General features: G+C 63.8%; 17 protein-coding genes, 1 other RNA gene and 1 riboswitch. Of the genes, 16 read left to right on the forward strand and 2 right to left on the reverse strand.

Annotated features, from left to right (window positions below; genetic code table 11):
* Positions 1-41 precede the first annotated feature (41 nt).
* Positions 42-166, forward strand: a riboswitch (ZMP/ZTP riboswitch).
* Between the two features lie 111 nt (positions 167-277).
* The 11 genes from glyA to AC1RBA_RS17835 all read left to right on the forward strand — a co-directional run bounded on the left by glyA (position 278) and on the right by AC1RBA_RS17835 (position 13154).
* Positions 278-1525, forward strand: a complete 1248-nt coding sequence (gene glyA / locus AC1RBA_RS17785) for a serine hydroxymethyltransferase (protein WP_099409960.1) — start codon at positions 278-280, stop codon at positions 1523-1525.
* Between the two features lie 143 nt (positions 1526-1668).
* Complete coding sequence (gene nrdR, locus AC1RBA_RS17790; RefSeq protein WP_034759169.1) at positions 1669-2130, forward strand: transcriptional regulator NrdR; 462 nt, start codon at positions 1669-1671, stop codon at positions 2128-2130.
* Between the two features lie 252 nt (positions 2131-2382).
* Positions 2383-2952, forward strand: coding sequence for a type IV pilus modification protein PilV (pilV, locus tag AC1RBA_RS17795; protein ID WP_492419383.1), 570 nt, complete (start codon positions 2383-2385; stop codon positions 2950-2952).
* Complete coding sequence (locus tag AC1RBA_RS17800; RefSeq protein WP_492419385.1) at positions 2949-3926, forward strand: PilW family protein; 978 nt, start codon at positions 2949-2951, stop codon at positions 3924-3926. Before pilV ends, AC1RBA_RS17800 begins: the two co-directional genes overlap by 4 nt.
* 51 nt (positions 3927-3977) lie before the next feature.
* Entirely contained in the window at positions 3978-4604 is a 627-nt protein-coding gene (locus AC1RBA_RS17805; protein ID WP_492419387.1) for a pilus assembly PilX family protein, read from the forward strand.
* Entirely contained in the window at positions 4601-8497 is a 3897-nt protein-coding gene (locus tag AC1RBA_RS17810; protein ID WP_492419389.1) for a PilC/PilY family type IV pilus protein, read from the forward strand. Before AC1RBA_RS17805 ends, AC1RBA_RS17810 begins: the two co-directional genes overlap by 4 nt.
* 90 nt (positions 8498-8587) lie before the next feature.
* A complete protein-coding gene (locus tag AC1RBA_RS17815; RefSeq protein ID WP_492419391.1) occupies positions 8588-9088 on the forward strand; it encodes a type IV pilin protein in 501 nt (166 codons plus the stop codon).
* Positions 9089-9314: 226 nt separating this feature from the next.
* On the forward strand, positions 9315-9845 hold the full coding sequence (locus tag AC1RBA_RS17820) for a GspH/FimT family protein (protein ID WP_492419393.1): 531 nt from the start codon (positions 9315-9317) through the stop codon (positions 9843-9845).
* Positions 9846-9907: 62 nt separating this feature from the next.
* Complete coding sequence (gene ribD / locus AC1RBA_RS17825) at positions 9908-10984, forward strand: bifunctional diaminohydroxyphosphoribosylaminopyrimidine deaminase/5-amino-6-(5-phosphoribosylamino)uracil reductase RibD (RefSeq protein ID WP_268994142.1); 1077 nt, start codon at positions 9908-9910, stop codon at positions 10982-10984.
* A gap of 25 nt (positions 10985-11009) precedes the next feature.
* Positions 11010-11645 carry a riboflavin synthase gene (locus AC1RBA_RS17830; RefSeq protein WP_070219574.1) on the forward strand — a complete coding sequence of 212 codons (636 nt, stop codon included), beginning with the start codon at positions 11010-11012 and terminating at the stop codon, positions 11643-11645.
* 96 nt (positions 11646-11741) lie between these two features.
* Entirely contained in the window at positions 11742-13154 is a 1413-nt protein-coding gene (locus AC1RBA_RS17835) for a hypothetical protein (protein ID WP_492419395.1), read from the forward strand.
* Here AC1RBA_RS17835 and AC1RBA_RS17840 read toward each other — a convergent pair.
* Positions 13151-13576, reverse strand: a complete 426-nt coding sequence (locus tag AC1RBA_RS17840; RefSeq protein WP_034759136.1) for an OsmC family protein — start codon at positions 13574-13576, stop codon at positions 13151-13153. The genes AC1RBA_RS17835 and AC1RBA_RS17840 overlap by 4 nt on opposite strands.
* 355 nt (positions 13577-13931) lie before the next feature.
* Here AC1RBA_RS17840 and ribBA point away from each other — a divergent pair, with 355 nt between their 5' ends.
* From ribBA to nusB, 3 genes are all read left to right on the forward strand, one after another.
* Positions 13932-15053 carry a bifunctional 3,4-dihydroxy-2-butanone-4-phosphate synthase/GTP cyclohydrolase II gene (gene ribBA / locus AC1RBA_RS17845; RefSeq protein WP_070219577.1) on the forward strand — a complete coding sequence of 374 codons (1122 nt, stop codon included), beginning with the start codon at positions 13932-13934 and terminating at the stop codon, positions 15051-15053.
* A gap of 59 nt (positions 15054-15112) precedes the next feature.
* The gene (ribH, locus tag AC1RBA_RS17850; RefSeq protein ID WP_070219579.1) at positions 15113-15595 is read left to right on the forward strand and encodes a 6,7-dimethyl-8-ribityllumazine synthase; all 483 of its coding nucleotides are present in this window, start codon (positions 15113-15115) and stop codon (positions 15593-15595) included.
* Between the two features lie 202 nt (positions 15596-15797).
* A complete protein-coding gene (gene nusB / locus AC1RBA_RS17855; RefSeq protein WP_071324693.1) occupies positions 15798-16268 on the forward strand; it encodes a transcription antitermination factor NusB in 471 nt (156 codons plus the stop codon).
* A 120-nt stretch (positions 16269-16388) separates the two neighbouring features.
* Here nusB and AC1RBA_RS17860 read toward each other — a convergent pair whose 3' ends face one another.
* Positions 16389-17309: a transglycosylase SLT domain-containing protein gene (locus AC1RBA_RS17860; RefSeq protein WP_162995589.1), complete on the reverse strand. Its 921-nt coding sequence runs from the start codon at positions 17307-17309 to the stop codon at positions 16389-16391.
* 478 nt (positions 17310-17787) lie between these two features.
* Here AC1RBA_RS17860 and ubiD point away from each other — a divergent pair, with 478 nt between their 5' ends.
* Both ubiD and ffs read left to right on the forward strand, forming a co-directional pair.
* On the forward strand, positions 17788-19272 hold the full coding sequence (gene ubiD / locus AC1RBA_RS17865; RefSeq protein WP_071650179.1) for a 4-hydroxy-3-polyprenylbenzoate decarboxylase: 1485 nt from the start codon (positions 17788-17790) through the stop codon (positions 19270-19272).
* A gap of 216 nt (positions 19273-19488) precedes the next feature.
* Positions 19489-19587, forward strand: an RNA gene (gene ffs / locus AC1RBA_RS17870) — signal recognition particle sRNA small type.
* Positions 19588-19695: the final 108 nt, after the last annotated feature.

Genomic DNA, 19695 nt, shown 5'->3' on the forward strand with positions numbered 1-19695 from the left:
CTTGCTCAATTTGGGCACTTAACTTACAATTTGACTTCCATTACGTCTCACGTGACTGGCGAAAAGTCGGGCGATCTCCCTGAGTGGCGATCGGCAAACCGGCGAAAGGTGGGCACCCACCGGGAAACGTGAGATTTTTCATCAGCCGTTCGCCTGGGTAGCCACTATGGAAAAGCACGAAGAGGCTGCCCGTCCAATGTTGTTATTCACTTAACGCCGGCTCCCCTCATTCGATCCAACCTGCCAGTACAAGCACCCTCATACTTGGAGTTTTTACATGTTTGCAAAAGATCACACCCTCGCCAACGTCGATCCTGAATTGTTCGCCGTCATTCAAAAAGAAAACACGCGCCAGCACGATCATATCGAACTGATCGCCTCGGAGAACTACACGTCGCCAGCCGTAATGGAAGCGCAAGGCTCGCAGCTGACGAACAAGTACGCCGAAGGCTACCCGGGCAAGCGCTACTACGGCGGCTGCGAATACGTCGACGTGGCCGAGCAACTGGCCATCGACCGCGTCAAGAAACTGTTCGGCGCCGAATGCGCGAACGTGCAGCCGAATTCCGGCTCGCAGGCGAACCAGGGCGTGTTCTTCGCCATGCTGAAACCAGGCGACCTGATCATGGGCATGTCGCTGGCCGAAGGCGGTCACCTGACCCACGGCATGCCGCTGAACATGTCCGGCAAATGGTTTGACGTCGTGTCGTATGGCTTGACGGCGGAAGAAGACATCGACTACGAGGCGATGGAGCGCCTGGCCCGCGAACGCAAGCCAAAACTGATCATCGCCGGCGCATCCGCGTTCTCGAAAAAAATCGACTTCGAACGCTTCGGCAAGATCGCCAAGGAAGTGGGCGCCTACTTCATGGTGGACATGGCCCACTACGCCGGCCTGATCGCCGCCGGCCTGTACCCGAATCCGGTGCCGTTCGCCGACTTCGTCACCTCGACCACGCACAAATCGCTGCGCGGTCCGCGCGGCGGCATCATCCTGATGAAGGCCGAGCACGAAAAAGCCATCAACTCGGCCATCTTCCCTGGTATCCAGGGCGGTCCGCTGATGCACGTGATCGCCGGCAAGGCCGTCGCCTTCAAGGAAGCGCTGAGCCCTGAATTCGTCGAATACCAGAAGCAAGTGATCAAGAACGCCGACGTGCTGGCGAAAACCCTGATCAAGCGCGGCCTGCGCATCGTGTCCGGCGGCACCGAATCGCACGTCATGCTGGTCGACCTGCGCGCCAAGAACCTGACGGGCAAGGAAGCCGAAGCCATCCTCGGTTCCGCGCACATCACCTGCAACAAGAACGGCATCCCGAACGACCCGCAAAAACCCTTCGTCACCTCGGGCATCCGCCTGGGCAGCCCGGCAATGACGACGCGCGGTTTCAAGGAAGCGCAAGCGGAAGAAGTGGGCAACCTGATCGCCGACGTGCTGGACAACCCGCATGACGCCGCCACCATCGAGCGCGTCAAAGCGGCCGTGAAAGTGCTGGCCGACGCGCACCCTGTGTACGCAGCATAATTATTTGTCCAGAATGTGTCATACGGAGTAAGATTCCGTATGACACATTCCTTCGTGCCCAAGGGCGCCCGGAGTGATTCGGGCGCCCTTTGTACAAGGGCGGCGATTTCCCGTAATTATTACTATAAAGTTGTAACCAGCCCATGAAATGTCCATTTTGCCAGCACGGCGACACCCAGGTTCTCGATACGCGCGTATCGGAGGAAGGGGATGCCATTCGGCGCCGCCGCCGCTGCGGCAAATGCGACAAGCGGTTTACCACGTACGAGCGCATTGAACTTATCATGCCGGCCGTCGTCAAAAAGAATGGCAGCCGGACGGAGTTCGCTGCGGATAAGTTGCGCGGCAGTTTGATGCTGGCCTTGCGCAAGCGTCCCGTCGCGGCCGCCTCGGTGGATACGGCCATCGCGTCCATCCAGGAAAAACTGCTGACCAGCGGCTTGCGCGAAGTCGATTCCGGCTATATCGGCGAGCTCGTCATGCAGGAACTCAAGCGCCTCGACAAGATCGCCTACATCCGCTTTGCCTCAGTGTATAAAAATTTCGAAGACCTGGCCGAGTTCCAGGATGCGATCGCCGAAGTGGGGCAGGCGCGCAAGCCCTGACGCCTGCTCGAAGCCTCTTGTTCGACGACGGGGCTGCTCATGTGCCCCGTTTTGCGCCCCGTTTCCACCACGCCAGCGCTCGCCTGGCAATCGGCCTGATCAATAACTACGCCGTTCTTCTCCCCTTATCGCTGCGCTGTTTGCGCTAGCGCAGATCCTGGTTTTTGCGCGCGCCTATCGTGTAGCTGGGCCGCCTGTTCTTGCGACTCTTTCTGCGGAAGGGAGCAAGGCATGCGCAAGGGCGGTCGCACTATGTTTCCAGCGGGTGGCAGCAGCCTCGTCGAGGTGCTCGTGTCGCTGCTGCTGTTGGCGCTGGGCCTGCTCGGTGCCAGCATTTTGCAACTGCACTCCCTGCGCGCGCGCCATGAGTCGGCGCTGTTGTCGGCGGGCGCGCAGCTGGCGGCCGGCATGGCCGAGCGCATGCGCGCAAACGGCGTGCTCATGAATGGACCCGATGCGGGCAATCCCTACTTGAACGTGGCCTACGCGGCGGCGGACGACGCCGAAGCAGGCGGCACCGCGCCGGACTGCTTTGGCGCTAGCGCCTGCAGCGCGGCCGAACTGGCGCAATTCGACATCGCCGAATGGAAGCAATCGCTGCATGCGGCCTTGCCCGGCGCGCGCCTGCATATCTGCCGCGATGCCTCTGTCTGGGATACCGCCGCGCAAGGCTTGCACTGGGCGTGCAGCGGCGGCAAGGGCGCGCCCATCGTCATCAAGCTGGGCTGGCGCGGCCGCTTGCCCGATGGCTCGCCCGCCGTGAATGCGGCAGGCGAGTCGCTGCCCAGGCTGGTATTCCAGCTGGGCGGAGGCGGCGCATGAACGGCGTGCATGCCGCGTGGCGCTGGCGGCGCGGCATGAGCCTCGTCGAATTGCTGGTGGCCCTGTCGCTGGGCGCGCTGCTGATGCTGGCCGCCAGTGGCGTGCTGCTGGCGGCCAGCGGCAGCTATGGCGACCAGTCCGCCAGCGCGCGGCTGGACGACAATGGCCGCTATGCGCTCGACACCATCGCCCGCGCCGTGCGCCAGACGGCGTACGTGAATTGGGATAGCAGCGCCGCGCCCGTCGCCCATGCCGATGACGACAGCGCGAATATCGCCGGACTCGACGCGCGCAGCCTGGGCAAGAGCAGCGAAGGCATCAGCGGCGCCTTGCCCGGCGCCCTGCATGGCAGCGATGTGCTGGCCTTGCGCTATTACGGTGCCGGCAAGGAGGAGGGGGGCGACGGTTCCGTGCTCAATTGCGCGGGTTTTGGCGTGGGCGCCGCGCAAACGGAGGCGCAGCGGGGTTGGAGCATTTTCTATGTGGCACAGGGCGCCGATGGTGAAGGCGAACTGCGCTGCAAATACCGTGGCGCGAACGGCTGGGGCGCGGATGCCGTCATTCGTGGCGTCGACGGTTTCCAGGTGCTGTATGGCCTCGACACGGATACGCCGCCCGACGGCGTGGCGAACCGCTATGTCAACGCCAGCGCGCTCGACGCCTACGATGCGGCGCTGGTGCTGCAGGGCGCGGATGCGGCCGCGCGCCAGCGCGATTTGCGGCGCCGCACGCATTGGAAGCGCGTGGCCAGCGTGCGCGTGGCCTTGCTGCTGCATGGCGAGGCGGACCAGGCGGACAAGATGGCGGAGCTGGGGCCGGCGCAGTTCGACCTGTTCGGCAAGGCATATGCCGAGGCGCACGGCGCCGGCGACACGGGCGTGCGCATCGCGCGCGCGTCCTTGCCCGCCGCGACGCGCTCCCGGCTGCGGCAATTGGTGCAGACGAGCATCATGCTGCGCAACGGGCCGGCCTAGGCGGGCGGCACGATGGCTGGCGCGGGCGTCCGCTGCTGCCTACCTCGTTGCGTGCCTTGTTCACCTTGCGCGCGCCACAGTGGCGCCACCCTCGTGTATGTGCTGTGCCTGTTGGTGATCATCTTGCTGCTGGGCATATCGGCGGCGCAGATAGCCTTGCAGGGCGAAAAGGCGGCACGCGGCGAGCGCGACCGGCAGATCGCGTTTCAGGCGGCGGAGGAAGCATTGATGGATGCGCAGAACGATATCGAAGGCTTGCCCGGCGCGCCGGGACGCAGCAGCCTCTTCGCACCAGGCAGTGCGGCCGGGTTCGCGGACGGCTGCGGCGAGGCAGGCGCACTGGGCCTGTGCCTGCCCGCAGCCCCGGAGGCGGAGGCGCTCTGGCTGAGCATGGACCTCGACGGTCCTGAAGGCAGCAGCCACACCGTGCCGTATGGCCAGTTTACGGGCGCCGTCATACAGACGGGGCAGGGTTTCCTGCCGTCGCGCCGGCCCCGTTACCTGATCGAATTGCTGCCGTTTCACCCGCCCGGCGCGCAGGCGGCGGCAGTGGCCGGCGGCCTGGCCACGGAAAGTTATGTGTACCGCATCACGGCCATCGGTTTTGGCGCGCAGGAAAGCACGCAAGTCGTGTTGCAAAGTTATTACCGCAAGCAGGCGGCGGGAGCGGGACCATGAGGGCTTGGTCGTTTGCTTTGCCATCCGCTTGGTGGTCCGCATGGCTGCTGCTGATCAGCCTGGTTTGCCTGGTTTGCGGTGTCGCTGTTGCGGCCGCACCTCCCGTGGCGCTGGCGCGGGCCGACGCTGGCTTGCACGGCGCCAGAGTGCCGCCGAACCTGCTGCTCAATCTGTCGCTCACGCATGCGGCGGCGGCCGCCGCGCATGGCGGCGAGTATGCGCCGCAGCGCGAGTACCTCGGTTACTTCCATGCGCGCATGTGCTACAGCTATCCCTACCGCAGCAAGGACGGCGTCATGCTGCCGGACCTGCGCGTAGCGACCGCTTACTTCTCCGTGCTGAAACCGGCGGACGCGCTGCACGGCTGCGGCGGTGATAGTTTTAGCGGCAACTTTCTGAACTGGGCCAGCGCCAGCATGCTCGACATCGTCCGCTATGCCCTCACGGGCGGCGACCGCGTCATCGACGAAGTGCGCAAGACGGTGCTGCAGCGCGCCTGGCTGCCCGATGCCGACGGTCCCGTCGACTTCTATGCCCACCCCGTCTTTTTCCCGCGTAAGGTCTTGCAGACAGGCGTGGCGGCGGCGACGCCATTTGCGCTGGCGCAACTGGCCATCGTTTCCTGCCGTAATCGCCTGCTGTTCGGCGACGCCAGCTTGCCTCCGGGCGGCAGTTGCGACGCGCCCGGCATCGCCGCCACGCACGGCGTGTTCCTCGCGCGCGTGCGCGTTTGCGATGCCGATGAGGGGCCGCTGCGCGACGACCTGTGCCTCGCGTACGGCAAGAACTACAAACCGGTGGGCGCCGTGCAGCGCCTTGGCGGCAGGGTACGCGTGGGCGTGTTTGGCCATTTGAACGGCGTCTCTGCCAGTGCCGGCCCCGTGTATGGCGGCGTGCTGCGCGCGCCGCTGGCCCACATGGGCAGGCAATGCTGGACGGCGCCCGACTTTTTGCCGCAAGACAATACCGGCGCCGAGTGGAATCCCGTCAATGGCGTGTTTGCCGTCCAAGGCGCTGACCAGGGCGCAGGCCCTGGCGGCGGGGTGACCGCTTACATCAACGGCCTGGGCCGCAGCAATGCCGGGCATCCCGGCGCGTACGCGAGGGCCGCGCCGCTGGCTGAATTGCTGTACGAATCGCTGCGCTACCTGCAGGGGCGGCAAGCGAGCGCCGCCGTGCCGCCCGCCACGGCTCCGCCTGCCATTGACGACGGCTTGCCGGTCGTGACCCCATGGAGCGACCCGCAAACGGCCAATTGCCAGCGCCACGTCGTCGTCAGCCTCGGCGATGCGGGCATGGCGGGGGACCGCTACGTGCCCGGCAACGTCCCTGTTGTGCCTGCCTCGGCCGGTGACCGCGCACGCGCCGCCGATGGCTTTGCGCCGCCGCCGTTCGATGCGATGGCCTGGACGCATGCGGTGGGCAGCCTGGAAAGCGGCGGCGCGCAGGGCAATCCAGCGCCACGGCCCGACCTGGCGGGACTGGAATTGCTGGCAGACGGCGCGGGCGGCGCCAGCTACCATGCGGCAGGGCTGGCCTACTGGTCGCATGTGCAGGCGCTGCGTTCCGGCGGCAAGAACGACGGCCTTGCCAAGGTCGAGCACTACGCGGGCGACTTGCGCCAGGGCGACCCGGCCGGCGAATCTGCAGCCACTCCCGCCGCTACTCCCTTGCTGCTGGCGGCCAAGTATGGCGGTTTTCTTGATGCGAACGGCGACGCCAACCCATTCAAGAGCGCAACTGGCAGCGCGTTCGATGAATGGAGCCTGGACGGCCGCTGGCCCACCCATTACTTGCCCGGAAGCGATCCGGCCGCCCTGATCGCGGGACTGCGCGCGGCTTTTGTCTCCGCCGACAAGGGCACGCTGGCGGCGACGCTGCCGGGGCCGGCCCTGATGGCGCTGGCCAGCGGTACGGAAGAGGCTTACTGGTTTCACACGCGGATGCGCCTGGCCGATGGCGGCATGATCTTGTCGCGCAGCGCGTTTGCCGTGGGCGCCGATGGCGCACTGCTTCCCGGCAAGCCATTGTGGACTGCTGGCGGACAGTCCAAGACCATGCCGGATGGACCATCCACGGCCTTGCGTCCCGTCTACACGCTTGACGCCAAGGGCGCCCTGATGCCGCTGGCCTGGAAGGCGCTCGATGCAGCACAGCGCGGCGCATTCGACGGCGGCGATGGCAGAGGCGAGGCGCGTTTGGCATATTTGCTGGGCCAGCGTACGCACGAGGTGGGCCAGCCCGGCGGCTTCCTGCGGCGCAGGTCCGGCAGCCTGGGCGCGGCGCCGCACGGCAACCTGCTGTACGTGGGCGCGCTGGGTCTGGGCATGCCGGGGGCCGGCTATGGCGTGCATCGCCAGGCGCTGCTGCAGCGGCGGAAAATGCTGTACCTGGGCGCCAACGATGGCTTGCTGCATGCGTTCGATGCGCGCACGGGCAGCGAATTGTTTGCCTATCTGCCGCAGGCGCTGCTGCGCGCGGCGCCAGCCGCTGCGAGCACTCACTACAGCGCCGGCCCGCTGCTCGATGGCGCGGCGGCCACGGCGGAAGTACTGGCGCTGGGACATTGGAAGACGGTGCTGGTGTCGGGCATGGGCGGCGGGGCGCAAGGCGTGTTTGCGCTCGACATCACCGACCCGATGCGTTTTGCGCAAGACGGTGCGTTGTGGGAATTCACGGACCGCGACGACAGGCTCATGGGCAATGTGCGCGCGCCGCCCGCCTTTGCCCGCATCAACATGGGCGGCAAGGAGGGCACGTCGGCCTACCGTGATTTTGCCATCGTCTCCAGCGGCTATAACAACCATGTGAATGACGGCAAGGACACGACGGCGCCCGCATCGGCCGCCGCCATCTTCCTGCTGGCCCTGGACAAGGCGCCTGGCACGCCATGGGTGATAGGAAGTAATTACTTCCGGTTCAAGGTGCCTGTGGCCGACGCCAACGGTGGTGGCGATGGCGGCCATGACGCTGATGCGGGCGCGGATGCCATGCCCCAGGCGCTGGGCCCGCCCGCCGTGGTGCCGGGCGGCGAGGGCGCGCTCGCGTATATCTATGCGGGCGATTTGCAGGGCAATATCTGGCGCCTCGACATGACTGGCGGCCCGCCTTGGAAGGAGGGCCAGGGGCGCAAGCTCGTGTTTGTCGCGCGCGATGCGCAGGGCCGGCGCCAGCCCGTGACGCAGCAGCTGAGCGTGGCGTATGCGCCCGGTGGCGGCTATCTGCTGCTGTTCGGCACGGGCAAGCTGGTCGAAGCGGGCGATACCTGGCCATCCGCCTTTCTGTCGCAGTCGTTTTATGCCGTGCACGACGATGTGCGGGAGACATCTCCCACGCGCAGCCGCGCCGACCTGGAACAGCGCAGCCTGGGCGAGACGACGGGCGGCGTGCGCGTCGACGGCGCCGAACTGCGCTACACGGGTAGCGACGCCATGCGCGGCTGGTATCTCGACTTTCTCGATACCGCGCAGACGGGCGAGCGCAGCATCAGCATTCCCGTACTGGCCGCCGGCAAGGTGCTGTTCAATACCGTCCTGCCGGGGCGCGACGCTTGCGCCAAGCCGGTCACGCGCCTGTACGTGCTCGATGTGCTCAGCGGCTTTGCCGCCGATGGCGCCGGTGTGGTGCAGGCGGGCGAGCAGACGGGACGCTTGTTCGACGGCCTGGCGCGCGCGCCGCCGCTGGCGCTGGAATTGAACAGCACGGTGGGCGCAGCAACGGCGACAGGGCGGGCCGAGGGCCGCAAGGAGCTGGCCGTGCTGCAACCGGGCTTGCCCGGCGCGGCCAGCGTGGCGGGACTCAAGGTCGTCAGCGCGCCGCTGCCCGCACGACGCCTCAGCTGGCGCGAAGTGGCGAACTGGCGCGAATTGCACGAGGCGGCCAAGAAGAAATAAGAGAGGGGCATGGCTGGCGTGTCGCAAGTGACCGGCGTGCAGACCGGCGCCGCGCATCGGCTGGCGGTTTTTGAGAAGAAGGGAGGTCAGATGGAAATGCTGGCAAGCCGGAACTGGGCCGCTGCAAACGGTCGCGCCCCTGCCGCCGTCCCGGGCTTCAGCCTGATCGAACTGCTGGCCGCGCTGGCGATCATGAGCCTGCTGCTGGCGCTGGCCGTGCCCGCTTATCACGGCCATGTCGTGCGCGCCAAGCGGGTGCAGGGGCAGGCGGCCCTGCTGCGGCTGATGCAGCAGCAGGAGCGCTATTACTCGCAAAACAACCGCTATCTGGCGTTTTCCTCAGCCTCGCCGGCGCCGCAGGCGCAAGCGTTTCCATGGTGGTCTGGCGAAGGGGGCGCGGCCGGCAGTGCGTATGAAATCGAGGCGCTGGCCTGTCCCGGCCTGGCGATCGGGCAATGCGTGCTGTTGCGCGCCGCGCCGGGCACGTCCAAGGTTGATGCGCAGTTCCAGGATGCCGATTGCGGCGTGCTGTCCTTGAGCAGTACGGGCCAGCGCTGTAGCAGCGGCCCCGCCAGCCATTGCTGGCGCTAAGTAACCCCCAATAAATTATTGTGATTTCTGACTTCCATAACCGGCCCTCTGCGGCGTTGCCCGCTGCTAGCAGTGCTCGCACTGCGTCGCAGCGGGCGCCTTGCATAGCATCCGGTTCTGTTCGTCATAAATTCACAATAATTTCCTGAGGATTACTTAGGCCATGGCCACGCGCAAGCGGCCACCGCGGACCGGGCGCACCTTTGGGCGGGCCTTCGGGCACACCATGCTCGAATTGCTGGCCGTGCTGACGATTGCCGCGCTGCTGGCGGCCGCCGCCATGCCCAGCTTGCAGCAGGTGCTGGCGCGTCAGCAGGTGCGCGCGGCGGCCACGGACTTGTTCTCGGCCATCGAATTGACGCGGGCGCAGGCGATGGCGCGCGGACAGCGCGTGCTGTTGATGCCGGCCGGGCCTGGCGGCACGGATTGGCGCACGGGCTGGCTGGTGTTTATCGACCGTAATGCCAGCCTGGCGTTTGACGACGGCGACGAATTGCTGTTCCGCCAGGGGCCGCTGCCACCGGGCATCACGGCCCAGTTTGCGTTTTCGTCTGCCACGGCGCCGTTTTATATCGCCTACAATGGCGCAGGACGCAGTTGCAGCGCGACCAATAGCCTGGCGGCGCGCTGGGGTACCTTGTCCCTGGCTTTGGGAAAGCAGGTGCGCCATATTAAAATCAATATGCTGGGCAGGGTGCGCGTGTGCGACCCGCAGCAGCAGGCGGTCAATTGCAGCGGCGTGGCCGACAGTTCGTAACCCGACTTATCTATTACTCACTCTCAAAGAAGCCCGTGGAAATACTCAACGATATCGATGGCATGCGCCTGGCGCTGGAATGGGCGGCGCGCGGTTTATACACGACCTCGCCCAATCCCCGCATCGGTTGCGTGATCGTCCGGGATGGCCAGGTGATCGGTGCCGGCGTGACGCAGGCGGCCGGGCAGGATCATGCCGAAGTGCAAGCGCTGGCCAATGCTGCGGCGCGCGGCAACGACGTGCGCGGTGCCACCGCCTATGTCACGCTGGAGCCGTGCAACCACCATGGCCGCACGCCGCCGTGCTCCGATGCGCTCGTGCGTGCGGGGCTGGGGCGCGTCGTGGCCGCCATGACGGACCCGAATCCGCTGGTGGCGGGGCAGGGGCTGGCCAAGCTGGAAGCGGCCGGCATCGCCGTCACCACGGGCGTGCTGGCGGACGAGGCGTATGAAATGAATATCGGCTTCTTTTCGCGCATGCAGCGCGGCAAGCCGTGGGTGCGCATGAAAACGGCGGCCAGCCTGGATGGCATGACGGCCTTGCACAACGGGCAAAGCCAGTGGATCACGGGGCCGCAGGCGCGCGCCGACGGCCATGCGTGGCGCGCGCGCGCCTGCGCCATCCTGACGGGCATCGGCACCGTCAAGGCCGACGACCCGCAATTGAACGTGCGCGCCGTCGAGACGCCGCGCCAGCCGCGCCGCATCGTCGTCGACAGCCGGCTCGACATCAGCCTCGACGCGCGCATCTTGCAGGGCGGCGGCACGTGGATCGTGGCGGCCGTGGCCAACCCGGAAAAGGAAGCGCAGCTGCGCGCCCTGGGCGCGGAAGTCATCATGTTGCCGAACGCGGCCGGCAAGGTCGACCTGGCCGCGCTGATGCTGGAACTGGGGCGCCGGCAAATCAATGAAGTCCACGTCGAGGCCGGCTCCAAGCTGAACGGCTCGCTGATCCGCGAAGGCTGCGTCGACGAGTTGCTGGTCTACCTGGCGCCCACCTTGCTGGGCGACGCGCAAGGGATGTTTGCCTTGCCCGCATTGACGGATATCAAACAGCAGCGCACCTTGCAATTTCACCAGGTTCAGCAAGTGGGCGAAGATTTGCGTATCCTTGCAAGATTCGCCCAGCGCAATAATTAATACTCACATTTTATAGGGTTAGTTCATGTTTACAGGAATTGTTGCCGCCATCGGCAAGATTGAAACCGTGCAAGCACTCGAAGGCGGCCTCGACGCAGGCGTGCGCCTGACCATCCACGCGGGCGGCTTGCCGCTGGCCGACGTGGCCCTCGGCGATTCGATCGCCATCAATGGCGCCTGCATGACGGTGGTGGAAAAGTCGGACACGGGTTTTGCCGTCGATGTCTCGCGCGAAAGCCTCAATTGCACCGTGGGCCTCGATACGACGACGGAAGTGAACCTGGAAAAAGCCCTGACCCTGGCCGAGCGCCTGGGCGGCCACCTGGTGTCCGGCCACGTCGATGGCCTGGGCATCGTGCGCAAGTTCGAAGCCGTGGGCGAATCGTGGGAACTGGTGATCGAAGCACCGCACGAACTGGCGAAATACCTGGCCTTCAAAGGTTCCGTCGTCGTCAATGGCGTGTCGCTGACCGTCAACAGAGTGGAAGACCTGGGCGCGGGCGCCGTCAACGGCTGCCGTTTCTCGATCAATTTGATTCCGCACACCATCGCCATGACGACCCTGAAACACTTGACGGTCGATGGCAAGGTCAACCTGGAAATCGACCTGATCGCCCGCTATGTCGAGCGCATGTTGTCGCTGGACAAGGCTGCCGCCTGATACAAGAACACCGCAACACATTCTCGCCTTGCCAAGCGTGTGTTGCTTTTCTTTCAGACGCGCATACTATGAAGCTTTCCGCAGTGGAGGCTAGCCATGGACCCGATTTCGCGCGCAACCGTGCCCAATACCATTCCGGCCACGTCCCGCGTGGATCAGACGGCGCCGCTGGCGCCCCCGCTGCCCGTGCCGCCGTCCAGCGCGGCGGCGGCCCTTGCCGCTTTGTCATCGACCCAGGTCGACATCTCTCCGCTGGGCCAGTTCCTGTCCGGCGTGGCCTTGTCGCGCCGGCAACTGCTGGCCTTGCAGGGCGCCACGGACGAGGCCAGGGCGGCCAATACCCCCGTGAATGTCAATGACGACTTGCTGGCGCTGGCGCGGCAGTTGACGGAATCGTTCGCCCAGCTGCAAACGAGCGGCATCGACGCGAGCCAGCTGGCGACGGCCGGCGACACCCCGGGCAGCCTGGCGCAGCGTTACGATTTGCTGTCGGGCGACGGTACGACGGATGCGGCGGCCGCACTGGCGCAGGACGGCAGCCTGCTCACCCAAGCGCAACTGGCCCGCATCGGCATCGACTTGCGCAATGAAGATGTCGATCCCATCACTTTGCAGGCCGCGTATGCGGCCGACAGCAACGCCACCCTGGATGCCCTGCAACAGGGAACGGACGTGCTGGCGCAGGTGGGTGCCGTGCTGGCCCAGCAGCAGGGCGTGCCGCTGGCTGCCGCTGTCGAGGCGGATTTGACGGGCGACGCACTGCCGGCCAGCGCCGCGCAGGACTCGCAGGCCGCGCAGCCGCAAGCCATCGACGAGGCGCCGCCGCAAACGGCCGCGATTGCACAGCGACAGCTGGAATTGCAGCAGCAACTGGAAGCGCAAGAGCTGAACGTGGATTTGCAGGAATTGCGGCCCCCGTCGACGGCGCAACAAGCCGACAATACCGCGGACTTGCTGCAGGTGCAGCGCACGGACAGCCAGCGCGTGGATGCCCAGCGTGTTGACGAAGAACGCCTCGACAGCGAACGTATTAATACCAGTCAGCAGACACAGCAGCAGGAAACCGCGCGGTTGGACGAGCTGCGCCAGGGGCAAGTACAGCAGCAGGGCTTGCAGCAGCAGGCGCAAGCGGCGGCGGACGATGCGGCGCGGGCGCAGCTGGCCGCCAGCGATGCGCAAATGGCGGCCCAGGCGGCCAGCGAGCGGGCGCAATTGCTGGCGCGCGCCGCGCAGGGACAAGCCGATGCGGGCCTGGCGACGGCGCAAGCCCAACTGGCCCAGCAAAATGCGCAGGCGCAAGAGATGGCGGCGCAAGCGGCGGGCCAGGCCGTGCCGCCACCGTCATCGCAAGACCCGTCCGTGGCGGCCGCCATCGCCGCGTATAACCTGAACAATGCGGCCCTGAATCCCGGCTTGATGAACCGGCCATTGCCGGCCAGCGACTCGCGCCTGCCGCTGGTGGCGCCGGTGGCCCCCGTGGAACCCGTCAACCCCGTGACGAAAATCTAGGGCAGCAGGGTGGCGTCGAGGGTAATGTTGGCTTTAAGCAGCTTCGACACGGGACAGCCGGCCTTGGCCTTGCCCGTCAATTCCTCGAATTTCGCCTGGTCTGCGCCGGGAATTTTCGCTTTCAGGATCAGGTGGACGGCCGTGATGGCAAAGCCGTCGTCCACCTTGTCCAGGGTCACTTCGGCCGTCGTTTCCATCTTTTCCGCCGTCAGGCCCGCTTCGCCGAGGATCAGCGACAGGGCCATGGTGAAGCAGCCCGCGTGGGCGGCGCCGATCAGTTCCTCTGGGTTGGTGCCGGGCTTGCCTTCGAAGCGGCTGGCAAAGCCGTAGGGATATTCCTGCAAGGCGCCGCTGCGCGTGCTGATGGCGCCCTTGCCGTCCTTGATGCCGCCTGACCAGATGGCCGATCCGTTGGTTTTCATGTTGCCGCTCCTGTGTGGGGTGTCGCTGCGAATGGGTGTCAGCGCCGTGGCGGTGACTGGCTGATCTTATGCTCTTTGCAAGGCCGGCGGCGCGCGCCTTGCCGCCGCCGTGTGCGCTGGATCGCGGAATCGGCGCTTTGCGAGGCAGGCTGCGGCACCCATGCCGCAAACCTGTCTTATTTCAGGTCTGCAAGCGCTAAATCCTTTAAAATAGCGGGTTATAAGAAAATTCCCGGAAATCCGAGGAATATTCGCGCTCGACGTTCAGTTTTAGTTTCAGTTTTTAGTTACATTAACAACGCCCGGCAAAACCGTCGCGCAGCAGGTTTTGACTGGCGTCATACGAGGATGAAGAATGTCTATATCGAGCACCGAAGAGATCGTCGCTGAATTGCGCGCCGGCCGCATGGTGATACTGGTCGATGAAGAAGACCGGGAAAATGAGGGCGATCTGGTGCTTGCCGCCGATTTCGTGACGCCTGAAGCCATCAATTTCATGATCACGCATGCGCGTGGCCTGGTCTGCCTGACCCTGACGGAAGAGCGTTGCGACGAGCTGAACCTGTCGATGATGACGTCGCGCAACGGCACCGCGTATGGCACCAACTTCACCGTGTCGATCGAAGCGGCCGAAGGCGTGACGACGGGCATTTCCGCTGCCGACCGCGCCAAGACCATCCAGGTAGCCGTGGCCAAGGGCACGCAGCCCAGCGATATCGTCCAGCCTGGCCATATCTTTCCCCTGAAAGCGCAAAAAGGCGGTGTGCTGATGCGCGCAGGCCATACGGAAGCCGGTTGCGACCTGACGGCCATGGCCGGCCTGACGCCCGCGTCCGTGATTTGCGAAATCATGAAGGACGACGGCACCATGGCGCGCCTGCCGGACTTGCTGGTGTTTGCCGAGCAGCATGGCCTGAAGATCGGCACGATTGCCGACCTGATCCATTACCGCAGCCAGACGGAGTCCCTGGTCGAGCGCGTTGCGGAGCGTACCCTGCACACGGCGCATGGCGAATTCCGCCTGATCGCCTTCCGCGACAAGCCTAGCGCGTCGGCCCACCTGGCCCTCGTGCATGGCGACCTGGCGCCCGGCCTGGAAGCGCTGGTGCGCGTGCACCAGCCCGTTTCCCTGCTGGACGTGCTGGAAAGCGAAGCGACCACCCACTCGTGGACGGTGGCCGCCTCGATGGCCGCCATCAAGCAGTCCGAGCGGGGCGTGATGGTCTTGCTGAACTGCGGCGAGACCTCGAGCGAGCTGTTTGCCCAGTTCGCCGCGCTCGATACGCCGCAAGCCAAGCCGAAAGGCCGTGCCGCCAGCATGGACTTGCGCAGCTACGGTATCGGCGCGCAAATCCTGCGCGACCTGGGCGTGAGCAAGATGCAATTGCTGGCCAGCCCCCGCAAGATGCCGTCGATGGTCGGTTTCGACCTGGAAGTCACGGGTTTTCAGTGCCATCCAGGCCAGACGTCGATGTAAGAGTAAACGATGGCGGCATGTGCATGCCGCCCTGAACCACCAGATTAAAGAGGCATATGATGACCGTAGGAACCTATGAAACCAATTTTGCCGGCGAAGGTTTGCGCGTCGGTATCGTCCAGGCACGATTCAATGAAATCGTCGGCGGTGGCTTGCTGTCGGCATGCCTGGAAGAGTTGAGCAAGCTGGGCGTGGCCGATGAAGATATCCTGCACGTGACCGTGCCGGGCGCCCTGGAAATCCCGCTGATTCTGCAAAAAATGGCAGAAACCGAGCAATTCGACGCCCTGATCGCACTGGGCGCCGTGATTCGCGGTGAAACCTACCACTTCGAGCTGGTATCGAATGAATCGGGCGCAGGCATCACGCGCGTCGGTCTCGATTACGGCATCCCCATCGCCAACGCAGTGTTGACGACGGAAAACGACGAGCAGGCGGAAGTGCGCATGCTGGTCAAAGGGGCTGAAGCGGCACGCGTGGCAGTGGAAATGGCTAATTTAGCGCAAGCGCTAGAAGAGTTGCAAGAATCCGAGGAGGACTAGCCGTGTAGTGAACGTCCGATAAAACGCCCATAGCTGCGTTGCAAGCCCTCGCCGTACATTCGTACTGTCTTCGGGCTCGCGCCTTGCTCTGAGCATTTTCTCGAACGTTCTGACACGCGGTTGGCTGCGGCGCGTTGAAAAGCGCGCCGTGCTGTCTCGCCGGAATTTGTAGTGAACACGTACTTAAGAACAGGTAACAATCATGACTGAGAAAAATTTGCTCGCCAACCCCAGCAAAAACCGCACGCCGCGTCACCGCGCGCGCGAGTTCGCGCTGCAGGGCTTGTACCAGTGGCTGCTGAACAATGAAGACGCGACCACCGTCGTGAACAATATTCGCGCGGCCCACGGCTTCGACAAGGCCGATGGCGATCATTTCACGGTGCTGCTGTACGGCACCATCAAGGATTCGCTGGCGCTGCGCGACAGCATGGCACCCTTGATCGACCGCAATATCGCGGAACTGTCGCCCATCGAACACGGCATCCTGCTGATCGGCGCGTTCGAGCTGAAGAACAACATGGAAATTCCGTACCGCGTCGTCATCAACGAAGCGGTCGAGCTGGCCAAGTCGTTTGGCGGCATCGACGGTCACAAATATGTGAACGGCGTGCTGGACAAGCTGGCAGTGAAATTCCGTGAGGAAGAAGTCAACGCCAACAAGCGCAAGTAATAACGTAGGAGATCCTGCGGCTGATGCCGCAGGGCAATAAAAAAGCCACCGGCACTTGCGTGCGGTGGCTTTTTCATTGGATGCTGCTTTTCGGATGCCCCTGTGAGGGCTTTTAAAGGGTCACAGGCCGGCGATCTCGTTGTGCGGTGCAATCTTGATGGTAATGTTGCCGCTTTCCGCTGCAGGCGCCTTGGCTGGCGCCGGCGTGTTCGATGCCATCACTGGCGTCGTGGTCGGCACGCGCTGGCCGGCCGATACTTGTTTCAGGCGGCGGTATTCGGCCAGCACGCGCGAGCCGTAGCCCGAGTCGGTGGCGAAGTTGGCGGCGCCTACATAGGTTTTCAAGCCCGCTTCGACGGAACCGCCACGCGTGACGTAGTCTTTCAGAATCAGGGAGCCGACGCGGATGTTGGCGACGGGATTCAGCGCTGCCTGCACGCCGCCCATTTCCTGGAAGCGCTCATGGTGCACTTTCGACATGACTTGCATCAAGCCTTGCGCGCCGACGGGGCTTTCCGCGAACGGGTTCAAACCCGATTCGATGGCCATCACGGCCAGGATCAGCAGCGGGTCCAGTTTGATTTCGCGGGCCGTCAGGTAGGCCGTCGAGACGAGCATATTGGTCGCGTCGTTGGCCACGCGATAGCGCTTGGAGAGCCAGTTGGTGACCCATTGCTGCTGCTTTTGCGTGCCCAGCAAGGCTTTTTCTTCCTTGGTCAAAGGTGCTTCGCTGGCGGCGGCCGTTTGCACGGATGCAGGCGCTTCCATCAGTGCCGACAGGGCCGGCGCTTCGACGGCTTGCGCTTCTGTCATCGGCAGCGGGAACAGGCTGTGCGTCAGTTGCTTGCCCAGGTCCGGGCGGAACATCAGCAGGGCGATCAGTGCCAGGGCGGAAATGCCGAAGACTGTCAGTGTGTGTTGCGCGGTGGTCAAAACACCACGTGCCGAAATGGCTTGTGCGCGGGCGCGCAAACGCGCCAACGCTGGCTGGCCAGCCACGGTTGAAGCAGGCAATGCTGCTTCAGTGCTACGATGAGTCATAGAGTTCCCCGAAATGTCGCGTCAACAGGCAGTCCCTCCGCGGTGTCGCGGTGTTGTGGGTACTGCCAATGCCGTGCATCAGAAATATCATCGTTTCCGCCGCGTATGGATGCGTGCGAGAAACGCCGTCATTGCTTGCTTGAGCTGATCGGTCCCATGCTGGTATTGGATCAGTCGCAATACAACTTTTACCGGGGGTAAGGCAGACGCCTTTTGAAAACACTCCTTAAAATGTCATGTGGAGCCCCGACTCCGTGAATGAAAGAGAAACGCTAAAATCAAGCTCTGGGCCGGCGTGCTCTTTCAAGTTGGGCGAATTGTAGAAGCCGTTTTATATCAAGTCAATACTAACGAATCGTTTCTTTATTACTTTTATGTCTTATTTTTTGACTTGCATTGTGCCAAAAGCCAATAAAATCAATTACTTGGCATAGATCCTTCAGCAACGGCGTCCGACGTCAAAAAAAATTAAAAACACATGAAATATTCAGATTTACGAGATTTTATTTCTCAACTGCAACAAATGGGTGAACTTAAGCCCATTTCGACCCCCATTTCACCGATTTTAGAGATGACGGAAGTGTGCGACCGCACCCTGCGCGCGGGCGGACCGGCCTTGCTGTTCAACAATCCGACGGGATACGACATGCCGGTGCTGGGCAATCTGTTCGGCACCACGCGCCGCGTGGCACTGGGCATGGGCGCGGAAGACGTCAGCGAATTGCGCAAGATCGGCCATGTGCTGGCGCGCCTGAAGGAACCGGAACCGCCGAAGGATTTCAAGGATCTGCTGGGCCTGGGTTCCTTGGTGAAATCCGTGTGGGACATGTCGCCGAAGGAATTGCGCGGCGCCAAATGCCAGGAAATCGTCTGGGAGGGCAATGACGTCGACCTGGCGCGCCTGCCGATCCAGCATTGCTGGCCCGGCGACGTCGCTCCCCTGATCACCTGGGGCCTGGTGATCACCAAGGGCCCGAACAAGAAGCGGCAAAACCTGGGCATCTACCGCCAGCAAGTGCTGGGACGCAACAAGGTCATCATGCGCTGGCTGGCGCACCGGGGCGGGGCGCTGGACTTCCGCGAGCATGCGATCCAGAGCAAGGGCAAGCCGTATCCGATCGCCGTCGCCCTCGGTGCCGATCCCGCTACTATATTAGGGGCCGTCACGCCGGTGCCGGACAGCCTGTCCGAATACCAGTTCGCCGGCTTGCTGCGCGGCAGCCGCACGGAGCTGGTGAAAGCCATCGGCAGCGAGCTGCGCGTGCCCGCCTCGGCCGAAATCGTGCTCGAAGGCCATATCTACCCGGACGAAAACCATCCGAGCGGCTACGAGCACGCGCTGGAAGGGCCGTATGGCGACCACACGGGCTACTATAATGAGCAGGACAGTTTCCCTGTGTTCACGATCGACCGCATCACGATGCGCCGCGACCCGATCTACCACTCCACGTATACAGGCAAACCGCCGGACGAGCCGGCCGTGCTGGGCCTGGCCCTGAACGAAGTGTTCGTGCCGCTGCTGCAAAAGCAGTTCAGCGAAATCACGGATTTCTATCTGCCGCCCGAAGGCTGCAGCTACCGCATGGCCGTGGTGCAGATCAAGAAACAGTACGCGGGCCACGCCAAGCGCGTGATGTTCGGTGTATGGAGCTTTTTGCGCCAGTTCATGTATACCAAGTTCATCGTCGTCGTCGACGAAGACGTGAATATCCGCGACTGGAAAGAAGTCATCTGGGCCATCACCACGCGGGTCGACCCGATTCGCGACACCACCCTGGTCGACAATACGCCCATCGATTACCTGGACTTCGCCTCGCCCGTCAGTGGCCTGGGCAGCAAGATGGGCATCGATGCGACAAATAAATGGCCGGGCGAAACGACGCGCGAGTGGGGCACGACGATCGCCATGACGCCGGAAGTGAAGGCCAAGGTGGATGGCATCTGGCAAGAGCTGGGTTTGTAGGTATTGGGTAGGTCGGGCTAGGTCGGGTTAGCGCTGGCGCGTAACCCGACGTTGTGGCTCGGCAGTGTCGGCCGCGTACTTAGCAGTGTCGGCTTACGGCCTGCGGCCTAAGCCGACCTACGCCGACCTACGCCGACCTGCGCCGACCTGCGCCGACGCACACAGCATTGACACGGCAATTTCCCAATCTGGCGCAGACCGGTTATAATTGTCCCCGGCGGGCCCCTGCGCATCGTGGCATGGCTAACCTGGTCAGGTCGGGAACGAAGCAGCCACGGCTATTAACCATGAGTGCCGCAGATCAGGCTCGCCTCCTTCGGGAATGTTTTATCAGGATCAACAATCAAGCTGCCATGGGCAGCTTTTTTGCTTTTGCGGCGCCATTTTCTTGCTGGGTCGCGACATTGCCGGGCTTGCCGTGTT

The sequence above is a fragment of the Janthinobacterium sp. GW823-FHT03B06 genome (assembly GCF_058796955.1).